Here is a 25,222-nt window from a genome sequence, read left to right as displayed (position 1 = left end):
TGTTCAGCGCACTCCTTCCATAACCTGCTCGTAGACCTTCTCCCAGGCCCCCGGAGCGTTGAAATCGACATTGTCTTCCTCGGCCTTCTTCATCGCCTTGGTCATGGCGACGAACTGGGTAGGCACGATATGGGTGAATCGCTTGACGGCTTCGGGCCAGTTGGCCAGCAGCTCCTTGGCGATCGTGGAATCGGTCTCCTCGGCGTGACGCTTGACCAGCGAGTGCACGAGCTCCTCATCCTCGCCGTTCAGCGGAAGGAACTTCAGCGCGCCGGTCCTGACGGCGGACGGGTTCACCTTCGCCATGTCAAGGTCAAGCACGTAGGCATTGCCTCCGGAGAAGCCGGCACCGAAGTTGCGGCCGGTCGAACCGAGCACCACGACCACACCACCGGTCATGTACTCGCAGCCGTGGTCTCCAACGCCCTCCACCACGAACGTGGCGCCACCGTTACGTACAGCGAAGCGTTCTCCGGCCCGGCCCGCGACGAACATTTCGCCCGAGGTGGCACCGAAGCCGGTGACGTTGCCGGCAATCACGTTGGTGTGGGGATCGAAGCGCACGCCATCCTCGGCGCGAACGATGATGCGTCCGCCGGACAGGCCCTTGCCGGCGTAGTCGTTGACCTCGCCGTAGATGCGCATCGTCTCACCGCGCGGGATGAACGCACCGATGGACTGGCCTCCGGAACCGTGCAACGTCATATCGATCGTGTCGTCCGGCAGACCTTCGGCCTGGTAACGCTTGGTGATCTCATAGCCGAGCATGGTGCCGACAGTACGGTTCACGTTGCGGATCGGCAGCTCGATGCGCACTGGCTCCTTGTGCTGCAGGGCAGGCTGGGCGAGTTCGATGAGCTTGTTGTCCAGCGCCTTCTCCAGCTCATGGTTCTGCTTCTCGGTGTTGTGCAGGATCGTGCCCGGAGTGGGACCGACCTGACGCAGTACGTTGCTCAGATCCACGCCGTCGGACTTCCAACGCTTGATGGCCTCGTCCTGATCCAAGCACTCGACGTGACCGACCGCCTCTTCAAGCGTGCGGAAGCCGAGCTGAGCGAGGATCTCGCGCACCTCTTCGGCGATGAACATGAAGAAATTGACCACGTGCTCGGGCTTGCCACGGAATCGGGCACGCAGCTCCGGATCCTGGGTGGCGATGCCCTGCGGGCAGGTGTTCTTCTGGCATGCGCGCATCATCACGCAACCCTCGACGATCAGAGCTGCGGTGGCGAAGCCGAACTCCTCGGCACCCAGCAGCGCGGCGATGACCACATCGCGGCCGGTCTTGAGCTCGCCGTCGCACTGCACGACGATGCGGGAGCGCAGACCGTTGAGGATCAGAGTCTGCTGCGTTTCGGACAGGCCGATCTCCCACGGGGTTCCGGCGTGCTTGATCGCGTTGAGCGGGGCGGCACCGGTACCACCGTCATATCCGGAGATCAGCACCACGTCGGCATGGCACTTGGCCACGCCTGCGGCGATGGTTCCCACGCCGAACTCGGAGACGAGCTTGACGTGGATTCGGGCCTTCGGGTTCGCCATCTTCGCATCGTTGATCAGCTGCTTGAGATCCTCGATGGAGTAGATGTCGTGGTGCGGCGGCGGGGAGATAAGCTCCACGCCCGGGGTTGCGTGACGGACCTTGGCGATCCACGGCGGGACCTTGGCACCGGGCAGGTGGCCGCCCTCGCCGGGCTTGGCACCCTGTGCGAGCTTGATCTGCAGATCCGTGGCATGCACCAGATAGTCGCTGGTCACGCCGAATCGCGCGGATGCGATCTGCTTGATCTTGCTGTAGCGCAGCGGATCGTTGATACGGTCATCGGATTCGCCACCCTCACCCGAATTGGAACGGGCCCCGAGCTGGTTCATGGCGATGGCCAGCGTCTCATGCGCCTCCTGGGAGATGGAGCCGTAGCTCATGGCACCGGTGGAGAAACGCTTGACGATCTCGCTGGCGGGCTCGACCTCGGAGATGTCGATGGGCTTGCGCTTGGAGTTGAACTTCATGAGTCCGCGCAACGTCATCAGACGGTTCGACGTGTCGTTGATGTGGCTCGAGTACTTCTTGAACATCGCGTAGTCGCCACGCTGGGTGGACTGCTGGAGCAGGAAGATCGCCTCGGGATCGTTGAGATGGTCCTCACCGGTGCGACGCCACTTGTATTCACCGCCGGTACGCAGGTTGCGATGCGGAGTGGCGGTCCACTGGTTCGGGTAGGCCACGCGGTGACGGATCGCCACCTCTTCGGCGAGCTCGTCGAGTCCGACGCCGCCGACACGGGACGTGGTGCCGGTGAAGTAGCGGTCGATGACTTCCTGACTGAGGCCGATGGCCTCGAACAGCTGGGCGCCACGGTAGCTCATGATGGTGGAGACACCCATCTTGCTCATGATCTTGAGCACGCCCGTGGAAAGGGCCTTGATGAGGTTCTTCACCGCCTGAGCGGGCTCGACCTTGACATAGCCGCGGCGGGACAGATCCTCCACGGATTCGAGGGCAAGATACGGGTTCACGCAGGCCGCGCCATAGGCGATGAGCAAGGCTACGTGGTGAATCTCGCGCACATCACCCGCCTCCACTGCCATGGAGATCTGGGTGCGGGTGTGACGGCGCAGCAGGTGATGCTGTACGGCGCTGGTGAGCAGCAGGGACGGGATCGGACCCCACGTGTGGTTCGAGTCGCGGTCGGACAGCACCAGGAAGTTCTTGCCATCGGCGATGGCCTGATCGATCTCGGAGAAGATCTCCTCGAGACGCTCCTCCAAAGCCTTGCCGCCGCCGGCGACCTGGTACAGACCCTTGACGACGAACGGACGGTAGTATCCGCCGAGCACCTTGGCACGATCGAGTCGCTTGAGCTGGGCCATCTCATCGCTGTCAATGACCGGCAGCGGAATGAGGACCTTCTTGGCGTGCAGCTCGGAATCCTCGAGCAGGTTGGGCTCGGGGCCGATGGCGGATTCGAGGCAGGTGACGATCTCCTCGCGCTCCCAGTCAAGCGGCGGGTTGGTCACCTGGGCGAACTTCTGGGTGAAGTAGTCGAACAGCATGCGCGAACGCTTGGAGAGCACCGGCAGAGGCACGTCGTTGCCCATGGAGCCGAGCGGCTCCTTGCCGGTGTTGGCCATGGGCGTGAGCAGCAGCTTGAGGTCCTCCTCCGTGTAGCCGAAGGCACGCTGTCGGCGCTGCACGGACTGGCCGGAGTGGTTCACATGCTCACGGGCGGGCAGCTGGTTGAGCTCGACGGAGTTTCCTTCCACCCACTGGCGATAGGGATGCAGGGATGCGAGGTTGCGCTTGATCTCCTCGTCGGGGACAATGCGTCCTTCGGCGGTGTCGATGAGGAACATCTTGCCGGGTTCGAGACGGCCCTTCTCGACGATGTGGTCCTGGGCGATCTCATTGAGGACACCGGCCTCGGATGCGAGCACCACGTAGCCGTCGTCGGTAACCTGCCAGCGACCCGGACGGAAGCCGTTGCGGTCAAGCAGTGCACCGACCTGGGTACCGTCGGTGAACACGATGTCGGCGGGACCGTCCCACGGCTCGATCAGCGTGTTGTTGTATTCGTAGAAGGCCCTGATGTCGGGATCCAGCTTGTCGTTCTTCTCCCAGGCCGGCGGCAGCATCATGGAGATGGCGTGCGGCAGGGAACGGCCGGCGAGGTGCAGCAGTTCGAGACACTCGTCGAAGGTGCCGGAATCGGAATAGCCGGGGGTATTGATCGGCAGCAGGGGCTTGAACTCGCCGAGCAGTTCGGAGCTGAGACGTCCCTCTCGGGCGGACAGCCAGTTGCGGTTGCCCTGGATCGTGTTGATCTCGCCGTTATGGGCAAGCAGACGGAACGGCTGAGCCAGAGGCCAGCTCGGGAACGTGTTGGTGGAGAAGCGGGAATGGACGATGGCGATAACGGTCTTCATCGAGGGATCGGACAGATCCTTGAAGAAGGGCTTGAGCTGCATCGTGGTGAGCATGCCCTTGTACGTGATGGTACGCGCGGACAGCGAGGCGAAGTACACACCCACCTCGTGCTCCACGCGCTTGCGCACACGGAACGCCTTGCGCTCAAGTTCGATGCCGCCCAGCTTCGCACCGTCGGCATCGGCCAGCACCAACGTCTTGAACGCGGGCATGGAGGACAGCGCCTGAAGACCCAGCCCGTTCGGATCGGTGGGCACGACTCGCCAGGCAAGCACCTCGAGGCCCTCCTCCTCGGCGATGGAGGCAATGGCCTTCTCCTGCTGGGATGCGGCCTCGATATCGCGATCAAGGAAGGCTATACCGGCGATGTAGTGGCCCGGATCGGGAAGCGCCACATCGATGGTGTTGCGCATGAACTCGTCTGGCATGCTCATCAGGATGCCCGCACCGTCGCCGGTGTTCTCTTCGGCGCCGACGGCACCACGATGGTCGAGGTTGATCAGCACTTCGATGGCATCATCGACGATCTTGCGCTCGGGAATCTTATTGAGGGTGGTGACCATGCCAACACCACAGGCGTCATGCTCCGAGATTGGATCATACATGCCTTCTGGAGTATGGATCGTCAGGTCAAGCGGAGCTTTTGTCACCGAAATCACCTCTGGACTAGGGCAGGACTCACCTGCATTTTGAATTGCCTTGACAGAATACAGCCACAATGTATCTTAGACGCAATCAAGGGCACATATCACACTTGCCGAAAGTTTTAAAGACTTTTCTTTTCTAGGGCTCACAGACGTTCCATATAATGAGACGACTTCCGTCACACCCTCAGTTTTCGTCGTCATATGAGAGCTTCTCAGCCGTCATTTTTCAAGCTCGTAACATTTCTCCGGGAATGCGATGCCATCACGTCGTCATTCGACACGAAAAATGGAAGACACGCGACGACACGCCCGGATTTTTCAAGGAACACAAATATTCTTCGACATTCATGGCGATCAGCCCCTCGCCACTCGACACCGCATCGTCCGTATCGCATACCGATTCCGCTTTCGTGGGAGGCGGCTTCGCCGTATACAGTGAAGCGCATGTTCACCTTCGAGCAGTTGACGCGTTGCAATCGGACCGAACTGGCGATTTGCCGGTTCGTCTCCACTCATATGGAGTCGGCGTCGTATATGTCGGTGCGTGAACTTGCCGCCGCCACCTACGTGTCGCCATCCACCGTAATGCGCTGGTGCGCCAAGATGGGATTCACCGGATTTGATTCGTTCAGGGCCACGGTACGCAGAGCGGTCTCCCAGCGGAATGACGATCCGGCGCCTCAGGCCGATCTAGGCGAACTCTCATTGTTCTTCTCACGTGCCGACTCCCCTGCATTCGAAGCGATGCTCGGCCATGCGACGGCGCTGCTGGAGCATGCCGAGCCGATCATGTTCGTCGGCGAGGGGTCATCCGGCACCATCGCCGATTATGGTGCACGATTGTTTGCCAATCTAGGATTATTCGCCATCGGTCTGACGGACGCCTTCTACCCAACCTCCTCATTCGCCCGGAAGACCATGGCGGTCATCGCCGTATCGGAAAGCGGCGAAACATCGAAGCTGCTGGAACTGACGACAGGACTCGCAGAGTGCGGCGCTACAGTACTCGCATTGACCAACACTCCCGACAGCACGCTGGCGGCCATGTCCGACTGGTCGTTCGCAGCCGGACTGTCATCCGAACGAGTCAACGGCGGATACAACGCAACCAGCCAGCTGCCCGCCGTGTTCATCATCGAATCATTGGCACGACGTCTCGTCAGGCTCCGGCAGGATCGGAACCGTTGATCTGACGCAGCACCCGGCACGGGTTGCCGACGGCGACCACGTTCGACGGAATGTCGCGGGTGACGACAGAACCAGCACCGATCACCGTACCATCGCCAATGGTCACGCCGGGAAGCACAATGACACCGCCGCCCAGCCAGCAACCGCGTCCGATGCGGATCGGTCGGGCATACGTGTTCCAGCGGTAATGCGTATCGCCCGGCTTCCAATCCTCGACAAGACGATCCGCAAGTTCCACCGGATGCGTGGCCGTATACAACTGCACATTCGACGCGATCAACGTGTCCGACCCGATGGTGATCGTATTGCAGTCCACAAACGTACAGTTCATATTGACCGACACATTGCTGCCGATGTGGATATTCCGGCCGTAGTCGCAAATAAACGGCAGACCAACCGACACATTGTCACCAATCGTGCCGAACAGGGATTCGAGGATCTCACGTTTACGCGTTTTCGCATCATAAGGAAGTCGATTGTATTCGGCGAGCAGCCGTCTGGCCGTGTTCTTGTAGTCAAGGAAGATCGGATCATGGCAGTCGTAGACTTCTCCTGCCATGCATTTATCGAGTTCGTTCATTTCTCTTCCCCTCACTCGGTCACGTCAAGACGACGATCGTGCCAATAATATTCGCGGTCATGTTCGCCGATGGGCCGTTTCACTGTGCAGGGCACGCCCATGGCGACCACGTTCGACGGAATGTCACGGGTAACGACCGAACCGGCACCGATCACGCTGTTGTCCCCGATGGTCACGCCCGGCAGGATGCTTACATTGGATCCGACCCACACGTTGCGTCCGATATGCACCGGCAGCGCATACGTGTAGTGGTGCTCACGCATGACGGGCAGAATCGGATGTCCCGCGGTGGCGATGGTGACGGACGGACCGAACATCGCATAGTCGCCGATCCAGATTTCCGCATCATCAACCATGCTCATGAACGCGTTGATATAGATACCCTTGCCAAGATGCACACGCCTGCAGCCGTTGTTCGCGTGCAACGGCGTCTCGATATGCACTCCCTCACCGACTTTGGCACACATGTCCGCAAGTAATTCGGCGCGGCAGTATTGTTCGGTCGGCTTCGTCTGGTTGTACTCCCATAGTTTGCCCTGCCAGGCAAGCTGCCCGTCCATGATGGCGGGATCGTCATAATGGTACGGCAGTCCCGCATCTCTGCGCGCCACGTTGTTCATGTCATCTGTCTCACGTCCATCATGCATCGTCGCCTTGCTCCTTACCGTCCACATCCACAGTGGCACACTGGTATGGTAGCGACAATCGGGCGACGTTCCGGGACGGACCGGCTGCGTTTGGCACGATCCGTACCAGATGCGGAACAATGCCGGTGCGATCGCCCGCGCCGATCCAGCGTAATCGCCGACGACGGCGATTGATGCCTACAGCACATCCCGCAGCGCTTGCAGGAACGCATCGGCAGCGGGAGGCAGCGGCTGGGCCGCCTTCCAGGCGATTGCCAGATGCGTGGATACCTCCGGCGCGAAGGGACGAAAGCACAGACCAGTCGCATCCGAAGCGTCGACCATACCCTCCGGTCCGACGGCGCATGCGTACCCCTCCTGCACGAAGCAACTGGCGTTGTACATGAGGTTCGTCGTACCGACCACCCGCAGACGCTTCGCATACCGACCAAGCCAACCCGACAGGTCGCCGCGCTCCAGCACGCCACGCGGCATGATCAGCGGCACGCCATCAAGGTCCCTCGGTTCGATCCGAGTCCGCTCGGCAAGCGGATGATCGCGACGCATGAGCACACCCATCGGATCGCCGCCCGGCAACGGCAATGACCCGTATCGACCCATATCCACCGGTTGCACGAGCACGCCGAAATCGGCCAGCCCGTTGTCAAGACGCTCCATGATGTTGGCACCGAAGTCATCATGCAGTTGCACCGTGATGTTCGGATGACGCCCTCGCAGCAGCATGGCCGCGCGAGCGACGGTATGCATGACCACGCTCTGCGCCGCAGCGATATGAACCTCACCGACGATGTCGCGCCCTTCCCCCATCTCCGAACGGGCACGATCGGCGAGTTCCACGATCTCCCTGGCCCGCCGATACATCAGACGCCCCTCCCCCGTCAACGCGATCTCGCGAGCACGATTGCCGCGGACGAACAGCTTGACCCCAAGCTCATCCTCAAATCCGCTCATCTGCCGGGACAGCGCCGGCTGACTGATACGCAGCACATCCGCGGCGGCGGTCACGCCCCCCTCCTCGACCACCGCAATGAAATGACGCAATACCTTCAATTCCATGTTCCCTCTCCCGCGTCTACGGCAGCAATGCTAAATACATGCATACAGCACATATATATAAATACTATAGCGACATTTGTAATATAAAAACACCCCTCATACCATTGCAGACAACAGCCCTGACGGAGCTGCAACACCCTTGGAAGCCCCAATCGCACCATACGGAAAAGAACGAAAGGATATCCCATGGCAACGCTTCACCCATCCCGCAACATCATGCTTCTGGTCGGTGCCGGGCAGATCGGCATGGCCATCGCCCGCCGCATGGGATACGGCATGACCATCCTCGTGGCGGACAAGAACCCCGACCACGCCGCCGATATCGCGCGGACCATGACGAACGCCGGTTTCGACGCCCGCCCGGAAACCGTGGACCTCGCCTCACGCGATTCCATCACCGCGCTCATCGGCAAGGCGACCTCCCTCGGCGATCTCACCATGCTGGTCAACGCGGCCGGCGTCTCTCCAAGCCAGGCATCCATCGAAACGATCCTGAACGTGGACCTGTATGGCACTGCCGTGCTGCTCGAGGAGGTCGGCAAGGTCATCGCACCCGGCGGCGTGGGCGTGACGATCTCCAGCCAGTCCGGCCACCGCATGAAGCAGCTCACCGCCGAAGAGGACCGTCTGCTGGCCACCACACCCACCGAGGAACTGCTCGGTCTCGACATGCTGCAACCCGGCAACATCACGGACACACTGCACGCCTACCAGATGGCCAAGCGCTGCAACGAGAAGCGCGTGATGGCCCAGGCCGTGGTATGGGGCGAGCGCGGGGCGCGACTCAACTCCATTTCCCCCGGCATCGTCGTCACGCCGCTGGCCATCGATGAGTTCAACGGCCCGCGTGGCGACTTCTACAAGAACATGTTCGCCAAGTGCCCGGCCGGACGCCCCGGCACGGCCGACGAGATCGCCAACGTGGCCGAACTGCTCATGAGCGAGCGCGGCGCGTTCATCACCGGCACCGATGTGCTCGTGGACGGCGGCGCCACCGCCAGCTACTTCTACGGCCCGCTCCAGCCCACCGAGTGAACAGAGGCAATCAATCATGACCAGACCATCATCCGTATTGTTCGTCGGCGCTACCGGCAGCGTCGGCAGACTCGCCGTCGCCGAGGCGCTGCGGCAGGGATACCATGTGCGCGCCTTGGTGCGCGGCGCCTCGCACGCCGGGCTGCTCCAAGGCGCCGAACTCTTCGAGGGCGACCTGACCTCGGTCGAATCGCTCTCCCGGGCATTGGAAGGCATCGACGGCATCGTGTTCACCATGGGCTCGCACGTCAGCGCGGCGACGATCGAACAGGTCGACTACGGCGCGGTGCGCAACGCGCTCATCGCGCTGGACGGACGCAAGGTGCGCATCGCATTGATGACCGCGATCGGCATCACCAACATGGACAGCTCTTACAACAGACGATATCAGGCCCATGATTGGAAGCGCCGGTCGGAATGGCTGGTGCGGGCGAGCGGCAACGAGTACACCATCGTACGACCCGGCTGGTTCGACTACGGATCGCCCGACGAGCGCCGTTTGGTGTTCTTGCAGGGGGACGGCCGACGCACCGGCAGCCCGTCAGATGGGGCCGTCTCGCGCGACCAGATAGCACGAACGCTGGTGGACGCCCTCGGTTGCGGGGATGCCGTGGGGAAGACGCTCGAACTCGTCGCCGAGCGCGGCGAGGAACAAGCCGACCTCACGCCGTTGTTCGCTGCACTGGAACGAGATACCCCCGGCAACCTCGACGGCGTGCGTGACGAGGACAACTTCCCGCCGTCCGACCAACCACAGCGGGTGCTCACGGATCTGCGTCGTATTCGCGCGATGAACGCGTGAGCGAAACCGCAGCCCCCCTCCCTCAGTCTCGCATGAGCCCTCCGAGAGGCCAGTACAAGGCCAATCAGCCTCCGGCCTACTCACGGGGCACACCGTGGCAGTCAGCGAAGCGATCAGCAAGCGACTGGGCGGCGCGACGATTCCGATTGTGCCACCTCACGCCTCCGGACATCGTGTCAGGGCGGAGACGTTGGACGCGCTCATAGTCCTGTCGCCGGTGCGAATCTGCATATCATCCACCAGAGTGCAGTCGAAATCGGTATTGACGAGACCAATGGGGCCGCCGGACATCAATGGTTCGGCAACCCCATATGGCGTTCGCGGCGCGACGGCCGACTTTACAATTTACAAAGCCAGCCCCTCGGCCCACTTGGCGAGTTTGGTATCGCTCTCGTTTGCGCCCACGCGGCGACCCGGCACCCAATGGGCGGCGGGGGCCGAATCGTGCAACTGCACGCCGTCGGCACCGCGCGTGCTGGATCCGGAGGTCGCGAACGTGACGCTGGTCCTGCCCTCCCAGTCCTCGCTTTCGAGGAACGTGCGCACCACGCGCGGCGCGGTCTCCCACCACAGCGGGTATCCGACGAACACCACGTCGTAGCCGTTCACGTCGATCGGAGTCTTCAACGCCGGACGAATGTCGCGGTTGCGGTGCACGACGCTGGTGCGGCTGCCGGAGTCACGCCAGTCGAGATCGGCGGCGGTGTACGGCTCGGCGGGTTCGATTTCCTTGAGGTCGGCGCCGATCGCGTGCGCGAGGCGTTCGGCGACCTCACGCGTGGTGCCGGTGGCGGAGAAATACGTGACAAGCATGCGCTTGGACATGATGCTTCCTTTCCTTCATCCCGATACGGGCAGTCTGTCGTTCGATTTCAGTAATACCCACCTCAAGCGCTCGAAGACAAACGCATGCGAGATCGATCAGCGCCGCCGGCCGGTGAAGGGCATGGGCCTGCGATGGGGCGCGACGGCCGTGCCCGCGACCGAGCCGTCGGGTTCGGACACGTCAGCATTGAGGTGGACGGTGAGCGGGCCGAATGGCAGACGCACGCGAATGTCGAACGAATGCCGCGTCCCGTCGCGCACGCCATCCCGGTAGGATGCCACGATTCCCATGACCTTCGCCTTGCCGTGGAACGATGTTCGGGTCGCGTCGTCGTAGGAGACGATCACGGGAATCGCAATTACGCCCACCGGCGAGTTGAGCCGCACGTCGTAGCGGGCGGTGAGTGCCGGGTCGTCGCCGGGGTCGGGCGTAAGACGCGCGGCGGCGGCATCGCGGACGGTTCCGGCTATCTTCGGGGCCGCCTCGTGCGGCGGAACGGGTACGCGCACGGCCACATGTCTGCGCGGGAAGAGATCGTGCAGGAGTCGCACATGCCACCGTCCGTCCCGCTTCACCGCGACATCCCCCGCGGGTTCGGAGGCCGCCCGGACCAAGGCCGGGATCCTCGCAAGCTTCGGGTTGATGGCGAGCGCGTTGCCGGTGAACGCCATGCACTTCTGCTCCTCGGTGAGCTTGTCGGTCCCCTCCAGCGCCCGAGCCTGACCGAGCACCGCCTCGATGGGCGTGTAGGGGGTGTCCGACCCGTACAGCAGGTGGGTGTCCGGCACATTGCGTAGAAGGTCGGCTAGCTGCTTGGGCTCACTGAATCCGGCGAGGTCGTAATACACGTGGGACATGGCGTCCATATAGTCGACACGGCGGTCCGGATCAGCGAAGCGCAGCATGAACGCAAAGCTTTCGAACCGGTCGGCGAGAATGGAAACGAACGCGCCGGCGTGCGGTATCACCCAACGGATGCTCGGGAACTTGACGAACGTGTCCTCCAGCACCATGTTGGTGAAGGCCCGCGTGGTTTCCACGAAGTACTCGAAAGCAGGAAGGGACAGGCCCTCGCATGCGCCAGGCACGGACACGGGCGGCGCGGTGGGGTGGACGATCACCATAGCGCCACGATCGTCCAGTTCGCTCATCACCGGGTCGAGCCGGGGGTCGCCGAGGTACACGCCGTGATGGTTGGTCGTCAGTCCCACGCCGTCAGCCTTGAGCTCGTCGAGCGCGCGCCGGGCTTCCGCCGCGGATGCCTCGGCCCACGGCAGTGGTAACGTGGCAATCAGACCGAACCGGGTTGGGTCCTCGGCGGCGATCGCCGCTCCCTGGTCGTTGATCTTCCGGGCCAGCCGCAGACAGTCGTCCATCTGCGGCAGGAAGACGTTCGGCGAGGAAAGCTCCAAATGCGCGTAGGCGATACCGAGCAGGTCCATCTTGTCGCGCTGCCAGTCGGGAGTCCAGTAGTCGGGCGTGGGATAGCCGTCCGGGTTGCCGGGATAATGCGCACGCAGGAATTCCAGGTACGCAGGCGGCAGGTAGTGCGACTGGAAGTCGACCTTGCCGCGGAAGCGCAGCGGAGCGGCATCATTCGATTCGACCGGATGGTTCATAGGTTTTCCTTTCTTCCTCCATTCCCGGCTCATTCCACGCTCTTCAACGCACCGAGCATATCCACGTCCTTGAGGCGGCGCCAGACCACCCAGCCGAGCATGGCGAGCACCACGACCACCACGGCAAGCGGCACGGCGAACGCAGACCAGGCGAGGGCCGGGTCGAACATGACCTCGTCGGGCGGCACCTCGGTGATGATGTAACGGTGCAGGACGGCCCCGAACCCGTATCCCGCCAACACGCCGAGCACGGACAGGATGATCGTTTCACGATAGATATACATGGTCGTTTCCCCGGTATGGAAGCCGAGCACCTTGATGGTGGACAGTTCGCGAATGCGTTCGGACACGTTGAGGTTGGTGAGGTTGTAGAGAATCACCACCGCAAGCAGCGCGGCCACCAAGATGAGCACCTCCATGATCTGGTCGAGCGAGTCGACGATCGTGGCCACTTGGTTCCTCATGGTGATGTTCTGCACCACGCCCTTGACCCCGTCCACAGTCATAAGGTCAGCTCCCTGCCTGTTGGCGTTGCCCACGGACGAATCCTTGAGACGGACCATGTAGGCGTTGGACTGGTAGTCGGCGTCGAACGCGCGACCGTAGCCACCGGAGGACATGAACATGAAGTGGCCGATGTACATTTCGGTCACGCCGTCCACGCGCACCTTGCGCTCCGTGCCGTCGGGATCCGTCACGGATATGGCATCCCCGGCCTTGGCACCGAGCATGTCCGCCATGCGTTCGGAGATGATCGCGCCTCGGTCGGTCAGGACCTGCGGGTCGTGCGAGACGCGGTCGCGCAGGGTGATGTAGTCTCCGAAGTTGTAGGCGTCGTCGGTGACGATGAGCGTGATCGTCTGCTTGTCGCCCTGTTTGCCGGCGGTGGTGGTGAGCTCCTCGTAGCGGATCGGCGCGGATTGGTCGATCGCCCTGTTGCCGTCATCCCCGTCCGCCGGGGCGACGGCCTTGGATACGGCGTCGCGCTGGTCCGCGTTGTTGTCTGATTTCTCCGCCACGATCAGGTCATAATGAATTATGCTGCCGAACTGGCGCTCGCTGATTTGGCCGATCGACGCCTGTACGCCCAGCCCCGCGGTGAGCAGCGACACCGCGCCGGCCACGCCGAAGATGGTCATGAAGCCGCGAGACTTGTAACGGAATAGGTTGCGGGCCGTGACCTTACGGGTGAAGCTCAGGCGGTCCCACACGGGCGTGATCCGCTCGAGGAAGATCTTCGAGCCCTTGGCGGGCGGTTTGGGCAGAAGCAGCGCGGCGGGCCTCTCCTTGAGCTCGCGGGACGCGGCGATCCACGCGGGCGCCACGGCGCTCGCCCATGCAAGCAGAAACGCGGCGGCGGTCACGCCCAGATGGAAGTGCAGCTCGATGCGCGGCATGGTGAATCCGGAATCGTAGGCATGGTAGACAATGAGCGGCAGGATGGTGTGCCCGGCCGCCACACCCAGAACCGTGCCGGCTGTAGAGGCGGAGAAGCCGTAGACGAGGAATTTCTTCATGATGTCCGCGTTCCCGTATCCCAACGCCTTGAGGGTGCCGGAATTGGTGCGCTCCTCATCCACCATGCGGCCCATGGTGGTGAACGTGACCAGCGCGGCCACGAAGTACAGGAAGATCGGGAAGATGCGCGCGAGTTTCATGACGATGTCCGCGATGATCTCGTACACGCGATATCCCTCGGAGGTGAGTCCCTCACGCCGTCCGTCGATCGAGTACGCGGGCACTTCGAGGGTGTCCACCTTTTCGCTCGCCAGTTTGATCTGACGTTCCGCGTCAGCGATCTGCTTCTCGGCCTCGGGCTTGGCGTCATTGAATTCCTTGAGCTTCTGGTCGTATTCGTCCTCGGCTTTCTCGAGGTCGCGCTGGCCTTGGATCATCTGTGAGGCACCGTCGGACGCCGATCCGGATGCGGCCGTGGAGACGGCGTGCCCGAGTTCAGTCTGCCTGGATGCAAGCAGTTTTTGGGCTTCCGCGATCGCGGCCGCGTTCTTTTGGTACTCCTCGGATCCCTGATCGAGCTTGGCAGCCCCTTCGTTGAACTGTTCAAGGCCGCTGTTGTATTGGTTCAGCATGGCGTTGTATGTGTCCGCGGCCGTGTTCCAGTCGGCGAGCGCCTGATCGTACCGCCCCTTGAAGCTTTGGTATGCCCTGCCGGTTATTCCGGTTTTCTCCCATGAAGCTAGGAGACGGCCAGTGGCGTCGAGCGCCGTCTTGGATGCGTCGAGCGCCGCGCGGGCCACGGTGAGCTGCTTGCCGGCCTGATTGAGCTGCTGCCAGGTGAGTTCAAGACCGCTCTGGCCCTGATTGAGTTGCTGTGCGCCGGCGTCGAGCTGGGTTTGGGCGGCGGAGAGCGTGGAGTTGGCGGAAGCGATCTGCGCGGTGGCGCCGGCGAGTTCGGCGGCCGCGGAGGATGCCTGATCGACGGCGTCGAGCTGGCCTTGGGTAATCTGGTCCTTGCCGGATTCGATCTGCGCCTTGGCGTCGTCGAGCTGAGTTTGGGCGTCCGCGAGCTGCTGTTTGGCGTCGTCCACCTGCTCCTGCGCCTTGGCGATCTGCTCACGGCGTTCGGAGCGGATGGAGTCGCGGCGGGCGGCGGGCTGGTTGGCGAGCCGCCGGGAGAGCATGGTCTTGTGGTCCTGCACGCGGTCGCGGTAGGCGTCATCCCAGTAGTTCAGTCCGGCTGTGTCCTCAAAGGTGACGCGGCCGATCATTGCCACTGACGAGTCGAACGTGCCCGCAGTGACCACGGCGTATCCGTCAAGTTCGCCGGATCCGGCGGTGGACTGTCCCATGTTGAGGTTGGAGACGATGTCGCTGGCCTCTACGAAGCCGACCACGGTGAAGTCGGTCCGTCTGAGCACGGTGTCGCCGGCGAGGTCCGGCAGTTCGGTCACGCGGATGGAGCTGCCCACGGCGAACCGATCACGCTCCCCCGAGTCAAGCGCGATCTCCCCGGCCGCTTGCGGTAGTCGGCCCTCCACGACCTCATAGGTGGAGACGGTCTCGGGCAGCGAGTGGATACGAAGGCTGTAATCGCTGTCCGCGATCGTCACATCCTTGAAGTAGCCGAATTCGGCGTCCTTCACGCCGGCTGTTCCACGAATGATCGCCTCGTCGTCGGCGGTTAGGCCGTAGTCGCTGATCACGGTCACATCCGCAAGATTGTGCTCGTCGTAGAACGCGCGGCCTGTGGCCCGCATGTCGGGCGCGGTGGCGAACAGACCCACGAGGGCGAACGATCCTAGGGCCATGAGGCTCACGATGGAGGCGAACCTCCCCTTGGATTTGGCGAGGGTGGCACGGATGTCGCGCCACAGCATGCGTTTGCGAGGTCTGCGAAGCCTGCGAGACGTCATAGCGTTCACCATTCCAAGTCCTCGATGTCCATGGGGTGCTCGTTGACCTCGATGGATTTAACTCGCGCGTCATGCATGTGGATCACGCGATCAGCGATGGGCGCGATGGCGGAGTTGTGGGTGACGATCACCACGGTGGCGCCCTTGACGCGGCTCTGGTCCTGCAGGATGCGCAGCACCTGCTTGCCGGTGTTGTAGTCGAGCGCACCGGTCGGCTCGTCGCACAGGAGAATCTTGGGGTTCTTGGCCACAGCGCGGGCGATGGCGACGCGCTGCTGCTCACCGCCGGAGAGCTGCGCCGGGAAGTTGTCGATGCGGTCCTTCAGCCCCACATCCACGAGCGCCTGAACCGGATCCTGCGCATCGCGCACGATTTCGGAAGCGAGTTCGACGTTCTCCTTCGCGGTGAGATTCGAGACGAGGTTGTAGAACTGGAATACGAACCCGATATCGGTGCGGCGGTAGTCGGTCAACTGCCGTGCAGTGTAGTTCGAAATGTCTTTGCCGTCGATGATCACCTGCCCCTCGCTGTTGGTGTCCATGCCGCCGAGAATGTTGAGCACAGTCGATTTGCCGGCGCCGGATGCACCGAGGATGATCGCCAGCTCGCCTTTCTCGATGCTGAAGTTCACGTCGTTGTTGGCGACGATAGTGGCGTCGCCCATATGGTAACGCTTGAAACTATGCATCATTTCAATGTAGGCCATCGATACCACCCTCCTTTGAATAAACAACATGTTGATTCACTGCCATGATGATAAAGACGGCACAAAAGCCATGTCAACGAACGATTTCTGCCATTCTGTTCAAATTGAACAGACTTATAAAATCCGTTCATTATGGCATTAAATGAACAGCATGTTGATAGATTCTGTTGTAGATTGCTATGATTCAGCAATAGCCGATCACACAACTCAACTCATACTTGAGGAGAAGCCCATGGCATCCGCAACCGGCAAACGCAATACGAAAACCGAAGCCAAAATCAAGTCCGCATTCACCACGCTGGTTAAGTCGAAAGGCTTCGAAGCGATGACCGTCAGCGATATCGCTCGAACCGCAGACATCAATCGCGGCACGTTCTATATGCATTATGTCGACAAGTTCAACCTGCGCCAACAACTCATCAACGACACCATTGACGATTTGACGCGCATTCTCGTCGAACGCGTCAATCCAACCGAACCAACGATCAGTCAAGCCGGCAAATCAGTCGTTGACGTATTTCAATCTCAATCCATCGCCAAAGCACTGCAATATGTGAAAAACGACTATGCATTCTTCGACGCGATATCACAATCCGGCAACGATATGTCTCTTTACGAGCGCTTCAAGGACGTGCTCAAACGACTCATCATCACGCAAGCGAAACACCGAGACGCCGAACCACAAACCATCTACAACGGCATTCCGGCCGACTATGCGATGGAAATTCTCGTCTCCGCCGTCGCCTCTATCGTCTGGCTGTGGATTCGACGAGGATGCAAAGAATCCCCTGAGGAAATATGTCTCATTATCGAACACAACAAAACCACCGCACCGGCGGACATTCTGTGGTGACTGCGCTCGCGCCCAGGTCTGGCACATCGCGCTGTCATGGTGGTGCCATGTGGGACCCCGCTCACCGTGACCCATGGCTCGTATTCTTCGACGGATTCAACGGCGTGCGCTCGGAAGCGCGCAGTCGCGGACGACCCTGCACCACCTCGACCTGTGCGGGCGGCGGCTCACGGCCGGTGCGTTGGGCCTCGATCTGCCCATACAGCATGCGGAAGGCCCGCTCCCCCATCTCATGGAAATTCTGGGTGTAGCTGGTGAGCGCCGGTTCCCACATGGCGTCGAAGCGCATATCGTCGAACCCCACCACGCTCACGTCATCCGGGACGCGCTGGCCCGCCTCGCGCAGCCCCTTCATCACCGCGATGGCGATCTCGTCGGTGGCGGCGAATATGGCGGTCACATCCTTGCGTGCGCCGAGCGTCCGCCCGAGCGAGACCGCCGCGCCGAGGTCGCCGAAGGGCGCCAGAATCGGTTCCAGAGCCTCGACACCACGCTCGGCAAGCGCATCACGCCAGCCGTTCGAGCGTGAGTTGTCGCCGGTCTCACGATCCCATGCGACATGGAGGACCTGCTCATGCCCCAGATCCAGCAGGTGCATCGTCATCCAACGTCCGCCGTCGCGCTCGGCGTTAATCACCTGATAGTCTCCGTCGCCAAAACCACCTCCCACCACAACGGACGGCACGTCCTTCGGCAGCCGCTTCAGCGCCTCGACGCCGGCCCAGCCATACTCATAGACGATGACGCCCGCCGGCCGCACGGACAGCCCCATACGCACGCGCGCCTCGACCGACCCCATGTCCGATTCATCCAGCGAAACAATGTTGGACGGATTTTAGTGGTGGTTGCAACACCTGAGTGATTGCCACCTTGAGTGGTGGTCTTTGGAATGGTGTGATCGTATCATGCGGCGTTGATGAGCTCGAGGATTCTTTCGCTGGGTTTCCTGTAGTCGAGTGTTTTGCGTGGCCTGTCGTTGAGTTCCTCGGCGACCGCGTCCAGGTAGTCTTCTGGGTAAATGCTTAGGTCGGTGCCTTTGGGGAAGTACTGGCGCAGGAGCCCGTTGGTGTTCTCGTTGGTGCCGCGCTGCCATGGGAGTGCGGGTCGCAGAAGTAGACCTGCATGTCCAGGGCCGTCGAGATGCGCTTGTGCAGGGCGAGCTCGCTTCCCTGGTCCCAGGTCAGCGAGTTGCGCAGGAGCCTGGGCAGGTGCCGCATTTTATGGATGACGGCCTGTTGGACGTGTTCGGCGTCGTGCCCGTCGGGCAGGTGCAGGAGGATCGTGAACCGTGTCGTGCGTTCCACGAGCGTGCCGATCACGCTTTTGTTGGCCGCGCCGCAGATCAGGTCGCCCTCCCAGTGGCCGGGCACCGCACGGTCCTCGACCTCGGCGGGCCTTTGCGAGATCATCACCATGGGTTCGCGGAAGCGGGGTTTGCGCGAGTCCGCCTGGCCGTGGGGCCGACGTCGGGCCCGCCCGCTCCTGAGGGCCTTGGCGATGTCCTTTTTCAGTTCTCCCTTGGCTTGGACGTAGATGGCCTGGTAGATCGTCTCCGTGCACACGTGCATGTCCTCATTATCCGGGAAGTCCGCCCGCAGACACCCCGCGATCTGCTCGGGGCTCCAATGCGCCTTCAGTCCGGAGCGGATGTAGTCGAGCAGGCCCGGCACCGTATGCACCTTCGCCGGCTTGGGCCGTCTGAGCCGGTCGGCGCTCATCTGCTGGGCCCGGTACGGCTCGTACATGCCGGTCGCGGGGTTCATGTTGCGCTCCAGCTCGCGGCTGACGGTCGACGCCGGACGGTTGAGCCTGCGCGCGATCGCGCGCACGCCCATGCCGGCCTTCCTCCAGTCGGCGATGCTGACGCGCTCGTCCTGGCTCAGATACCTCGAGCTGATCTTCCTGGGAACATCCACGGTGGAACGATACCAGTCCACCGATGGTTTCTCGTTCCTTCCCGTGAAACGTGTCCTTCCGTTGCGCCACACCTTGCCGGTGCGCTTGGACACGCCCACCGCCCGCGCGGCCTGCGTGAAGTTCATGCCCGCCTCGAGATGCTCGACGTACCGGCGGCGCCGCGCCGCGCACATCTGCGACCTCGTCGCGTACCCCACGCCCTCGAACACCCACCTGCCCACCTGATCCTCCTGCCGGTCGGTCAGGCGTTGCAACGATCACTAGAACCCGCCCTGCGGCAAGCTGGCTCGGGGGGTATTTCGACGAATCGAGGATCGTCGGCACCTGCAATCTGCCCATCAACGCGGCGGCCATGGTCGCCGCCGATTTGGGTGCGTGCCTGTGCATCGACACCGGAGCAGCCTACGACGGCGTTCGGTCCCTCGCCTTGGCGCCTCCGATCGAGACCGGTTCGATCATCGTATGGAAGAAACAGGCGACGCCCTCATCGGCCGCAGCCGCGTTCATCAGGTTTCTTGGCGAGCGCGACCAGGCATGACCCAGGCATGACCGTTCGCATGCGCGCCTTCCCGAAAGGAAACGAACAAGGTGTGTGGCGGCAACCGCGGAACGGCTACCGCCACACACCTTCCTGACGTCATCCCTTCCAAACGTCGACCGGTATCCCTCGGTCAGTGATTGAACGCCATCACGCCCACCAGCTTGTGCGGCACGTACGGCTCTTCCAGATAGACGATCTGCTCGTCCGTCAGTGTCAGGTTCACGGCGTCGATCGCGCCATCGACATGATGAGGTTTGGTCATGCCGACCACAGGGGCCGTGACCTTGGTGAGCAGCCATGCGAGCGACACCGCCGTCATCGACGTGTCATGCGCGGCGGCGACCTCAGCCACGCGGTTGACGATCACGTCATCCTGCGCTTCCGTGGCGTCGTACTTGGAATGCGCCACCTGATCCTCGACCAGCCGCTTGGTGGAGGCCGAGCCGGGCAGTCGGGACAGTCGGCCGGCGGCGAGCGCGCTGTATGGGGTCATGGCGATGTTGTCCTCGTGGCACAGGCGAACCAGTTCGCGTTCGTCCTCACGGGCGATGAGATTGTAGTGGCTCTGGATGGACACGAACTTGGCCCAACCGTTGCGTTCAGCCAGATCGTTCATTTTGGCAAGCTGGTAGGCGTAGCAGTTGGAGATGCCGATGGCGCGCGCCTTGCCGGACCTGACCGCTTCGTTCATGCCTTCCAGAACCTCGGCCATGTCGGTGTGATAGTCCCACATGTGGCAGATGTACAGGTCCACATAGTCGAGGCCGAGATGTTTGAGGCTGGCGTCGAGATTGTTCAGCACATGCTGCCGACCATTGACGCCGTTTTCGATCTCCTCGGCCGTGCGAGGCGGAAACTTGGTTGCGATCTGGTAGGCGTCTCGATCGGGTGAGATCGAACGCAGTGCGCGGCCCACGTACTCCTCGCTGGTACCACCCGCATAGCCGATGGCGGTGTCGTAGAACGTGATACCGTGATCGAATCCGTAGGCGATAATGTCACGGGACGCATCGGGATCCAGAATCCATGAATGCTGTCCCTTCGTCGAATCTCCGAATCCCATGCATCCCATGCAGATGCGAGATACGGTCACGTCACTGTTGCCGAGTTTCGTGTATTCCATAACGTCTCCTTTGCCGACACGACTTACTCTCCGCTTACGTACCCGATTATTCGCCTTCACGAGATTCGCGTCCAATGCTTCTCTTGTATGTCCGGTCATACACCAACGAGAGCGAAGCAATGCTCGATGACGGTGTCGTTGAGCAGACGGCCTCGCCGTGTCGGCACGATGCGGTCGTGCTCCATCGTGATCAGGCCTTCGTCGATCATCGGCTGAACGTCCTTGTACGTCACCGATGTCGGAGCGACACGGTTCAGCATGGTGAGATCCAGGCCTTCGCGGATGCGCAGTCCCAGCATGATGAGCTCCTCAAGGTTCTCGTCCGGGGTGATCTCCTCACTGCCCGCCCATGGCACACGACCTTCACTGATGGCGGTGCCCCATAGGCGCGGGTGCGCGATGTCCCACGAACGCAAGGCCTTCATATCCGGTATGTTCGGACGGGCATTGTAGTGCGAGTGCGCCCCGGGACCGATTCCCGCCCAGTCAACGTTTTTCCAGTAGCCAAGGTTATGTCGGCTTTCGTAGCCGGGCTTTGCCCAATTGGACACCTCGTACCATTCGAGACCCGCCGCCGTGAGCAGATCATCGGCGATCTCGTATTTGGATGCCTCATCATCATCGTCGGGTTTGGGCAACGTACCGGCGGCGATCTGCCGGCCCATTTTGGTGGTCGGTTCGACCGTAAGCGCATAGGCGGAGACGTGGTTCACACCCAGATCGATGGCAGTCTGCACCGATGCCCGCCAATCGTCGAGGCTTTCCCCCGGTGCGCCGTAAATCAGATCCACGCTGGAGCGCATGCCCGCGCGTTCCGCGGCACGAACCCCCGCTTCCACATTGGCCGGCGTATGCGTACGATCCAGCGTGCGCAACACATGCGGAACGGCTGACTGCATGCCGAATGAGACACGAGTGAATCCTCCGTCGGCGAGCGCTGCGATGTAGTCGGCATCCACCGTATCGGGATTGGCCTCCGTGGTGATCTCGCCCCCATCCTCGATACCCCAGATGTCACGGACGGCGGCCAGTATGCGGTTCAGATCGTTCGCGGGCAGGATGGTGGGCGTACCTCCGCCGAAGAAGACCGTGCTTGCCGCAGGCTCGTGGATGCCATGCTCGAGCTGCCATCGTTTCACGATGCGCATCTCCTCGATCACCATGGTCGCGTAGTTGCCGCGGCTGGCTCCCCCGCCCAGATCCCGGGCGGTATAGGTGTTGAAGTCGCAGTATCCGCAGCGTCTCATGCAAAACGGCACGTGAATGTAGATTTCGTAGGCCAATTCGCCGACCCTTTCAACAACGACGGAGGCCCCTCGAGGGATATCGATGGATATCGGAGGGGCCTATTGACTCAACTGACTCAGTGGGATGGGACCCAGCCGGATCAGCCTTCCTTCTTCTGTGCGGCGCGAATCTTGTCCTTGGTGTCGCGGTCGGTCGGCTCATCGGTGGACAGGGCGGCGATGAACGCCTCCTGCGGCACTTCGACATGGCCAAGCATCTTCATGCGCTTCTTGCCTGCCTTCTGCTTCTCGAGCAGCTTGCGCTTACGGCTGATGTCACCGCCGTAGCACTTGGCGAGCACGTCCTTGCGCAGGGCACGGATGGTCTCTCGTGCGATGATGCGCGATCCGATGGCCGCCTGGATCGGAATCTCGAACTGCTGGCGGGGAATGAGCTCGCGCAGCTTCTTGGTCATCATCACACCGTAGCTGTACGCCTTGTCTCGGTGCACGATGGCGCTGAATGCGTCCACCTTCTCGCCCTGGATGAGGATGTCGACCTTGACGAGATCGGCCGACTGTTCGCCGTCCTCGTGATAGTCAAGTGATGCGTATCCCTTGGTGCGGCTCTTGAGCTGGTCGAAGAAGTCGAACACGATTTCGGCCAATGGCATGCGGTAGTGCATCTCCACACGGTCGGTGCTGATGTACTCCATGGTGCCCATCTGGCCGCGGTTCTCCTGGCACAGGTCCATAACCGCGCCGATGAACTCCTTGGGGAGGATGATGTCTGCGGCGACCATGGGCTCGACGATCTTCTTCACCTTGCCGTCGGGGAATTCGCTCGGGTTCTTGACGATGTGGACGCTGCGATCCTCCATCGTCACCTCATAGGTCACGTTGGGCGCGGTGGAGATCAGGTCGAGGCCGAATTCGCGGGCGAGTCGCTCGGAGACGATCTCCATATGCAGCAGGCCGAGGAATCCGCATCGGAAGCCGAAGCCCAGCGCGACCGAGGTCTCCGGTTCGTAGACGAGGGCGGCGTCGTTGAGCTTGAGCTTGTCGAGAGCGTCGCGCAGATCCGGGAACTGTGCGTTGTCGATCGGGAACAGACCGGAATACACCATGGGCTTGGGATCACGATAGCCTGGCAGCGGCTCGACGGCTCGGCGCGCATCCTCGGTGACGGTGTCGCCCACCTTGGACTGACTGACATCCTTCACGCCGGTGATCACGTATCCCACCTCGCCTGCGCCAAGCGCCTGCGTCGGTTGCATCTCAGGACTGATCACACCCAGTTCAATCGGGTCGTGCGTGGTGCCCAGACCCATCATATGGATCTTCTGACGGGATTTGAGCTCGCCGTCGACCATACGGATGTAGGTGACGATGCCGCGGTAAGAGTCATAGACGGAGTCGAAGATCAACGCGCGTGCGGGGGCGTTGGGGTCGCCGTGCGGCGCGGGGATGTCGGTGACGATGCGATCGAGCAGTTCCGCCACGCCTTCGCCGGTCTTGCCCGACACCTTGAGCACGTCGGAGACGTCGCAGCCGATCAGGCCGGCGATCTCCTCGGCGTGCTTCTCCGGTTCGGCGCTGGGAAGGTCGATCTTGTTGAGTACGGGGATGATGGTCAGATCGTGGTCGATGGCCATGTACAGGTTGCTCAGCGTCTGCGCCTCGATGCCCTGCGTGGCGTCGACCAGCAGCACCGCGCCCTCGCATGCGGCCAGGGCACGGGACACCTCGTAGGTGAAGTCGACGTGTCCGGGGGTGTCGATCATGCCAAGCGTGTATTCGGTACCGTCGAAGGTCCACGGCACGCGAACGGCCTGTGATTTGATGGTGATGCCGCGCTCCTGCTCGATATCCATGCGGTCGAGGAAGCGGTCGCGCATCTCACGTTCCTCGATGATGCCGCTCAACTGAAGAATGCGATCGGCCACCGTGGACTTGCCATGATCAATATGCGCGATGATACAGAAATTGCGAATCAATGACTGATCGGTGTAACCGGGCTTGTTCTTCTGCTCAATCGCCAAACTAGTCTCCTTGTCAACCGCATGTGCATGCGACGTTATTCCAAAATCACTAGTTTACAATCAACCGTTGTCACCATTGACGGCACGGCCGCGGGCGCGGCTTTCGTGCCGGTCACGCATGCGTTCGCAACCGGCACGGAAGAGGATCAACGGGATCGGACAGAATCGGCGGGTCAGCGCACGACGTTGCCGCGGGAGAACTGGTCCGCCCACGACTGCGAGTTCACGTTGGTCGCGGGATCACCCGAGATGCGTCCCTGCGGATCATGCAGCGCATCGATGGCGTTCATCTCGGCTTCGGTCAGTTCGAATCCGAACAGATCAAGATTCTGACGCATGCGTTCGGGATGCGACGACTTGGGGATGATCACCCTGCCGGACTGCACATGCCAGCGCAGCACCACCTGCGCCGTACTCACACCATGACGTTCGGCGGCTTCGGTCACCACCGGGGCGCTCATGTCGCCGCCGTGGCCCAGCGGGGAATACGCCTCCACCGCAATGCCATGCTCGGCGCAGTACCGGCGGACGTCGGGCTGGGAGAACCGGGGATGCACCTCGATCTGATCAATGGAAGGCGCCTGACCGGTCTCGTCGATGAGTCGCTGAAGGTGCTCGGGAAGGAAATTCGACACACCGGCCGAGCGAAGCACCCCCTCCTGCTTGAGATCGAGCAGGGCGCGGAACGTTTCCACATACCGGTCGATCGCCGGGAACGGCCAATGGATCAGATACAGGTCCAGCACATCGACGCCGAGCTTGCGGCGGGACTCCTCGAAGGCGACCTTGGTGGGCTCGTACCCCTGATCGCAATTGCGCAGCTTCGTGGCCACGAACACCTTGCCCGCCATGCCCGTCGCCCGAAGCGCGTCGCCCACGCCCTCCTCGTTGTAATATGCGGCGGCGGTATCGAAGTGACGGTACCCGATCTCAAGCGCCTCCTCCACGGCACGCTGGGTATCCCGAGCCGGGATCTGATAGGTGCCGAATCCAACCTGGGGAATCGACACACCGTCATTCAGTTGAATCTCCTGCACGCCGTTGTACTTGTCTGCCATGACCTGTCCTTTCCTCGGCTCGAACCGGCGAAGGCCGGCATTACCGTTTTCAGGAT

The 25,222-nt window shown here is 61.8% G+C and carries 17 protein-coding genes and 2 pseudogenes; 5 read left to right on the top strand and 14 right to left on the bottom strand.

All coding sequences use genetic code 11. From position 1 onward, the window contains the following. Positions 1-3 precede the first annotated feature (3 nt). Positions 4-4,530, bottom strand: a complete 4,527-nt coding sequence (gene gltB, locus BTIS_RS10850; RefSeq protein WP_094665359.1) for a glutamate synthase large subunit — start codon at positions 4,528-4,530, stop codon at positions 4-6. Positions 4,531-4,773: 243 nt separating this feature from the next. On the opposite strand from gltB, the gene BTIS_RS10845 reads away from it, so the two are divergent. Next, positions 4,774-5,760 carry an SIS domain-containing protein gene (locus tag BTIS_RS10845; protein ID WP_094665357.1) on the top strand — a complete coding sequence of 329 codons (987 nt, stop codon included), beginning with the start codon at positions 4,774-4,776 and terminating at the stop codon, positions 5,758-5,760. Here the strand turns inward: BTIS_RS10845 and BTIS_RS10840 are convergent. The 3 genes from BTIS_RS10840 to BTIS_RS10830 all read right to left on the bottom strand — a co-directional run bounded on the left by BTIS_RS10840 (position 5,732) and on the right by BTIS_RS10830 (position 8,043). After that, a complete protein-coding gene (locus tag BTIS_RS10840) occupies positions 5,732-6,319 on the bottom strand; it encodes a sugar O-acetyltransferase (RefSeq protein WP_211279455.1) in 588 nt (195 codons plus the stop codon). The genes BTIS_RS10845 and BTIS_RS10840 overlap by 29 nt on opposite strands. 32 nt (positions 6,320-6,351) lie before the next feature. Next, positions 6,352-6,987 carry a sugar O-acetyltransferase gene (locus BTIS_RS12245; RefSeq protein ID WP_211279454.1) on the bottom strand — a complete coding sequence of 212 codons (636 nt, stop codon included), beginning with the start codon at positions 6,985-6,987 and terminating at the stop codon, positions 6,352-6,354. A 177-nt stretch (positions 6,988-7,164) separates the two neighbouring features. Next, complete coding sequence (locus BTIS_RS10830) at positions 7,165-8,043, bottom strand: LysR family transcriptional regulator (protein ID WP_094665353.1); 879 nt, start codon at positions 8,041-8,043, stop codon at positions 7,165-7,167. Positions 8,044-8,229: 186 nt separating this feature from the next. On the opposite strand from BTIS_RS10830, the gene BTIS_RS10825 reads away from it, so the two are divergent. Both BTIS_RS10825 and BTIS_RS10820 read left to right on the top strand, forming a co-directional pair. Next, on the top strand, positions 8,230-9,078 hold the full coding sequence (locus tag BTIS_RS10825) for an SDR family oxidoreductase (protein WP_094665351.1): 849 nt from the start codon (positions 8,230-8,232) through the stop codon (positions 9,076-9,078). 16 nt (positions 9,079-9,094) lie between these two features. Further along, positions 9,095-9,880 (top strand): SDR family oxidoreductase, encoded by a 786-nt coding sequence (locus tag BTIS_RS10820; protein ID WP_094665349.1) that lies wholly within the window; start codon positions 9,095-9,097, stop codon positions 9,878-9,880. Between the two features lie 345 nt (positions 9,881-10,225). On the opposite strand, the gene BTIS_RS10815 is transcribed toward BTIS_RS10820, so the two are convergent. From BTIS_RS10815 to BTIS_RS10800, 4 genes are all read right to left on the bottom strand, one after another. Then, positions 10,226-10,705, bottom strand: coding sequence for a flavodoxin (locus BTIS_RS10815; RefSeq protein WP_094665347.1), 480 nt, complete (start codon positions 10,703-10,705; stop codon positions 10,226-10,228). A gap of 96 nt (positions 10,706-10,801) precedes the next feature. After that, the gene (locus BTIS_RS10810; protein ID WP_158216902.1) at positions 10,802-12,325 is read right to left on the bottom strand and encodes an amidohydrolase family protein; all 1,524 of its coding nucleotides are present in this window, start codon (positions 12,323-12,325) and stop codon (positions 10,802-10,804) included. Positions 12,326-12,354: 29 nt separating this feature from the next. Then, a complete protein-coding gene (locus BTIS_RS10805; protein ID WP_245819427.1) occupies positions 12,355-15,711 on the bottom strand; it encodes an ABC transporter permease in 3,357 nt (1,118 codons plus the stop codon). After that, complete coding sequence (locus BTIS_RS10800) at positions 15,705-16,406, bottom strand: ABC transporter ATP-binding protein (RefSeq protein WP_044088313.1); 702 nt, start codon at positions 16,404-16,406, stop codon at positions 15,705-15,707. Before BTIS_RS10800 ends, BTIS_RS10805 begins: the two co-directional genes overlap by 7 nt. 232 nt (positions 16,407-16,638) lie before the next feature. Here BTIS_RS10800 and BTIS_RS10795 point away from each other — a divergent pair, with 232 nt between their 5' ends. Further along, entirely contained in the window at positions 16,639-17,259 is a 621-nt protein-coding gene (locus BTIS_RS10795) for a TetR/AcrR family transcriptional regulator (RefSeq protein WP_094665343.1), read from the top strand. Positions 17,260-17,320: 61 nt separating this feature from the next. Here the strand turns inward: BTIS_RS10795 and BTIS_RS10790 are convergent. Both BTIS_RS10790 and BTIS_RS10785 read right to left on the bottom strand, forming a co-directional pair. Then, positions 17,321-18,085: pseudogene (locus BTIS_RS10790) on the bottom strand (substrate-binding domain-containing protein); the annotation flags it as partial. Positions 18,086-18,162: 77 nt separating this feature from the next. Further along, positions 18,163-19,301 (bottom strand): annotated as a pseudogene (locus BTIS_RS10785) (IS30 family transposase). Positions 19,302-19,528: 227 nt separating this feature from the next. On the opposite strand from BTIS_RS10785, the gene BTIS_RS10780 reads away from it, so the two are divergent. After that, positions 19,529-19,714: a type 2 periplasmic-binding domain-containing protein gene (locus BTIS_RS10780; protein WP_094665339.1), complete on the top strand. Its 186-nt coding sequence runs from the start codon at positions 19,529-19,531 to the stop codon at positions 19,712-19,714. A 133-nt stretch (positions 19,715-19,847) separates the two neighbouring features. On the opposite strand, the gene BTIS_RS10775 is transcribed toward BTIS_RS10780, so the two are convergent. The 4 genes from BTIS_RS10775 to BTIS_RS10760 all read right to left on the bottom strand — a co-directional run bounded on the left by BTIS_RS10775 (position 19,848) and on the right by BTIS_RS10760 (position 25,166). Next, entirely contained in the window at positions 19,848-20,840 is a 993-nt protein-coding gene (locus tag BTIS_RS10775; RefSeq protein WP_094665338.1) for an aldo/keto reductase, read from the bottom strand. Positions 20,841-20,935: 95 nt separating this feature from the next. Then, the gene (hemW, locus tag BTIS_RS10770) at positions 20,936-22,087 is read right to left on the bottom strand and encodes a radical SAM family heme chaperone HemW (protein WP_245819426.1); all 1,152 of its coding nucleotides are present in this window, start codon (positions 22,085-22,087) and stop codon (positions 20,936-20,938) included. A 140-nt stretch (positions 22,088-22,227) separates the two neighbouring features. Beyond that, positions 22,228-24,102: a translation elongation factor 4 gene (gene lepA / locus BTIS_RS10765; RefSeq protein WP_094665393.1), complete on the bottom strand. Its 1,875-nt coding sequence runs from the start codon at positions 24,100-24,102 to the stop codon at positions 22,228-22,230. A gap of 179 nt (positions 24,103-24,281) precedes the next feature. Further along, complete coding sequence (locus tag BTIS_RS10760) at positions 24,282-25,166, bottom strand: aldo/keto reductase (RefSeq protein WP_094665334.1); 885 nt, start codon at positions 25,164-25,166, stop codon at positions 24,282-24,284. Positions 25,167-25,222 lie beyond the last annotated feature (56 nt).

The organism is Bifidobacterium tissieri, assembly GCF_002259645.1.
Lineage (GTDB): Bacteria > Actinomycetota > Actinomycetes > Actinomycetales > Bifidobacteriaceae > Galliscardovia > Galliscardovia tissieri.
This window is presented reverse-complemented; position numbering and strand designations above follow the sequence as displayed.

Coding starts and splice junctions, on each gene's coding strand:
- gltB (WP_094665359.1), bottom strand. CDS start 4,530: ATGTATGATCCAATCTCGGAGCATGACGCCTGTGGTGTTGGCATGGTC.
- BTIS_RS10845 (WP_094665357.1), top strand. CDS start 4,774: ATGAGAGCTTCTCAGCCGTCATTTTTCAAGCTCGTAACATTTCTCCGG.
- BTIS_RS10840 (WP_211279455.1), bottom strand. CDS start 6,319: ATGGCAGGAGAAGTCTACGACTGCCATGATCCGATCTTCCTTGACTAC.
- BTIS_RS12245 (WP_211279454.1), bottom strand. CDS start 6,987: ATGCATGATGGACGTGAGACAGATGACATGAACAACGTGGCGCGCAGA.
- BTIS_RS10830 (WP_094665353.1), bottom strand. CDS start 8,043: ATGGAATTGAAGGTATTGCGTCATTTCATTGCGGTGGTCGAGGAGGGG.
- BTIS_RS10825 (WP_094665351.1), top strand. CDS start 8,230: ATGGCAACGCTTCACCCATCCCGCAACATCATGCTTCTGGTCGGTGCC.
- BTIS_RS10820 (WP_094665349.1), top strand. CDS start 9,095: ATGACCAGACCATCATCCGTATTGTTCGTCGGCGCTACCGGCAGCGTC.
- BTIS_RS10815 (WP_094665347.1), bottom strand. CDS start 10,705: ATGTCCAAGCGCATGCTTGTCACGTATTTCTCCGCCACCGGCACCACG.
- BTIS_RS10810 (WP_158216902.1), bottom strand. CDS start 12,325: ATGAACCATCCGGTCGAATCGAATGATGCCGCTCCGCTGCGCTTCCGC.
- BTIS_RS10805 (WP_245819427.1), bottom strand. CDS start 15,711: ATGGTGAACGCTATGACGTCTCGCAGGCTTCGCAGACCTCGCAAACGC.
- BTIS_RS10800 (WP_044088313.1), bottom strand. CDS start 16,406: ATGGCCTACATTGAAATGATGCATAGTTTCAAGCGTTACCATATGGGC.
- BTIS_RS10795 (WP_094665343.1), top strand. CDS start 16,639: ATGGCATCCGCAACCGGCAAACGCAATACGAAAACCGAAGCCAAAATC.
- BTIS_RS10780 (WP_094665339.1), top strand. CDS start 19,529: ATGGTCGCCGCCGATTTGGGTGCGTGCCTGTGCATCGACACCGGAGCA.
- BTIS_RS10775 (WP_094665338.1), bottom strand. CDS start 20,840: ATGGAATACACGAAACTCGGCAACAGTGACGTGACCGTATCTCGCATC.
- hemW (WP_245819426.1), bottom strand. CDS start 22,087: ATGAGACGCTGCGGATACTGCGACTTCAACACCTATACCGCCCGGGAT.
- BTIS_RS10760 (WP_094665334.1), bottom strand. CDS start 25,166: ATGGCAGACAAGTACAACGGCGTGCAGGAGATTCAACTGAATGACGGT.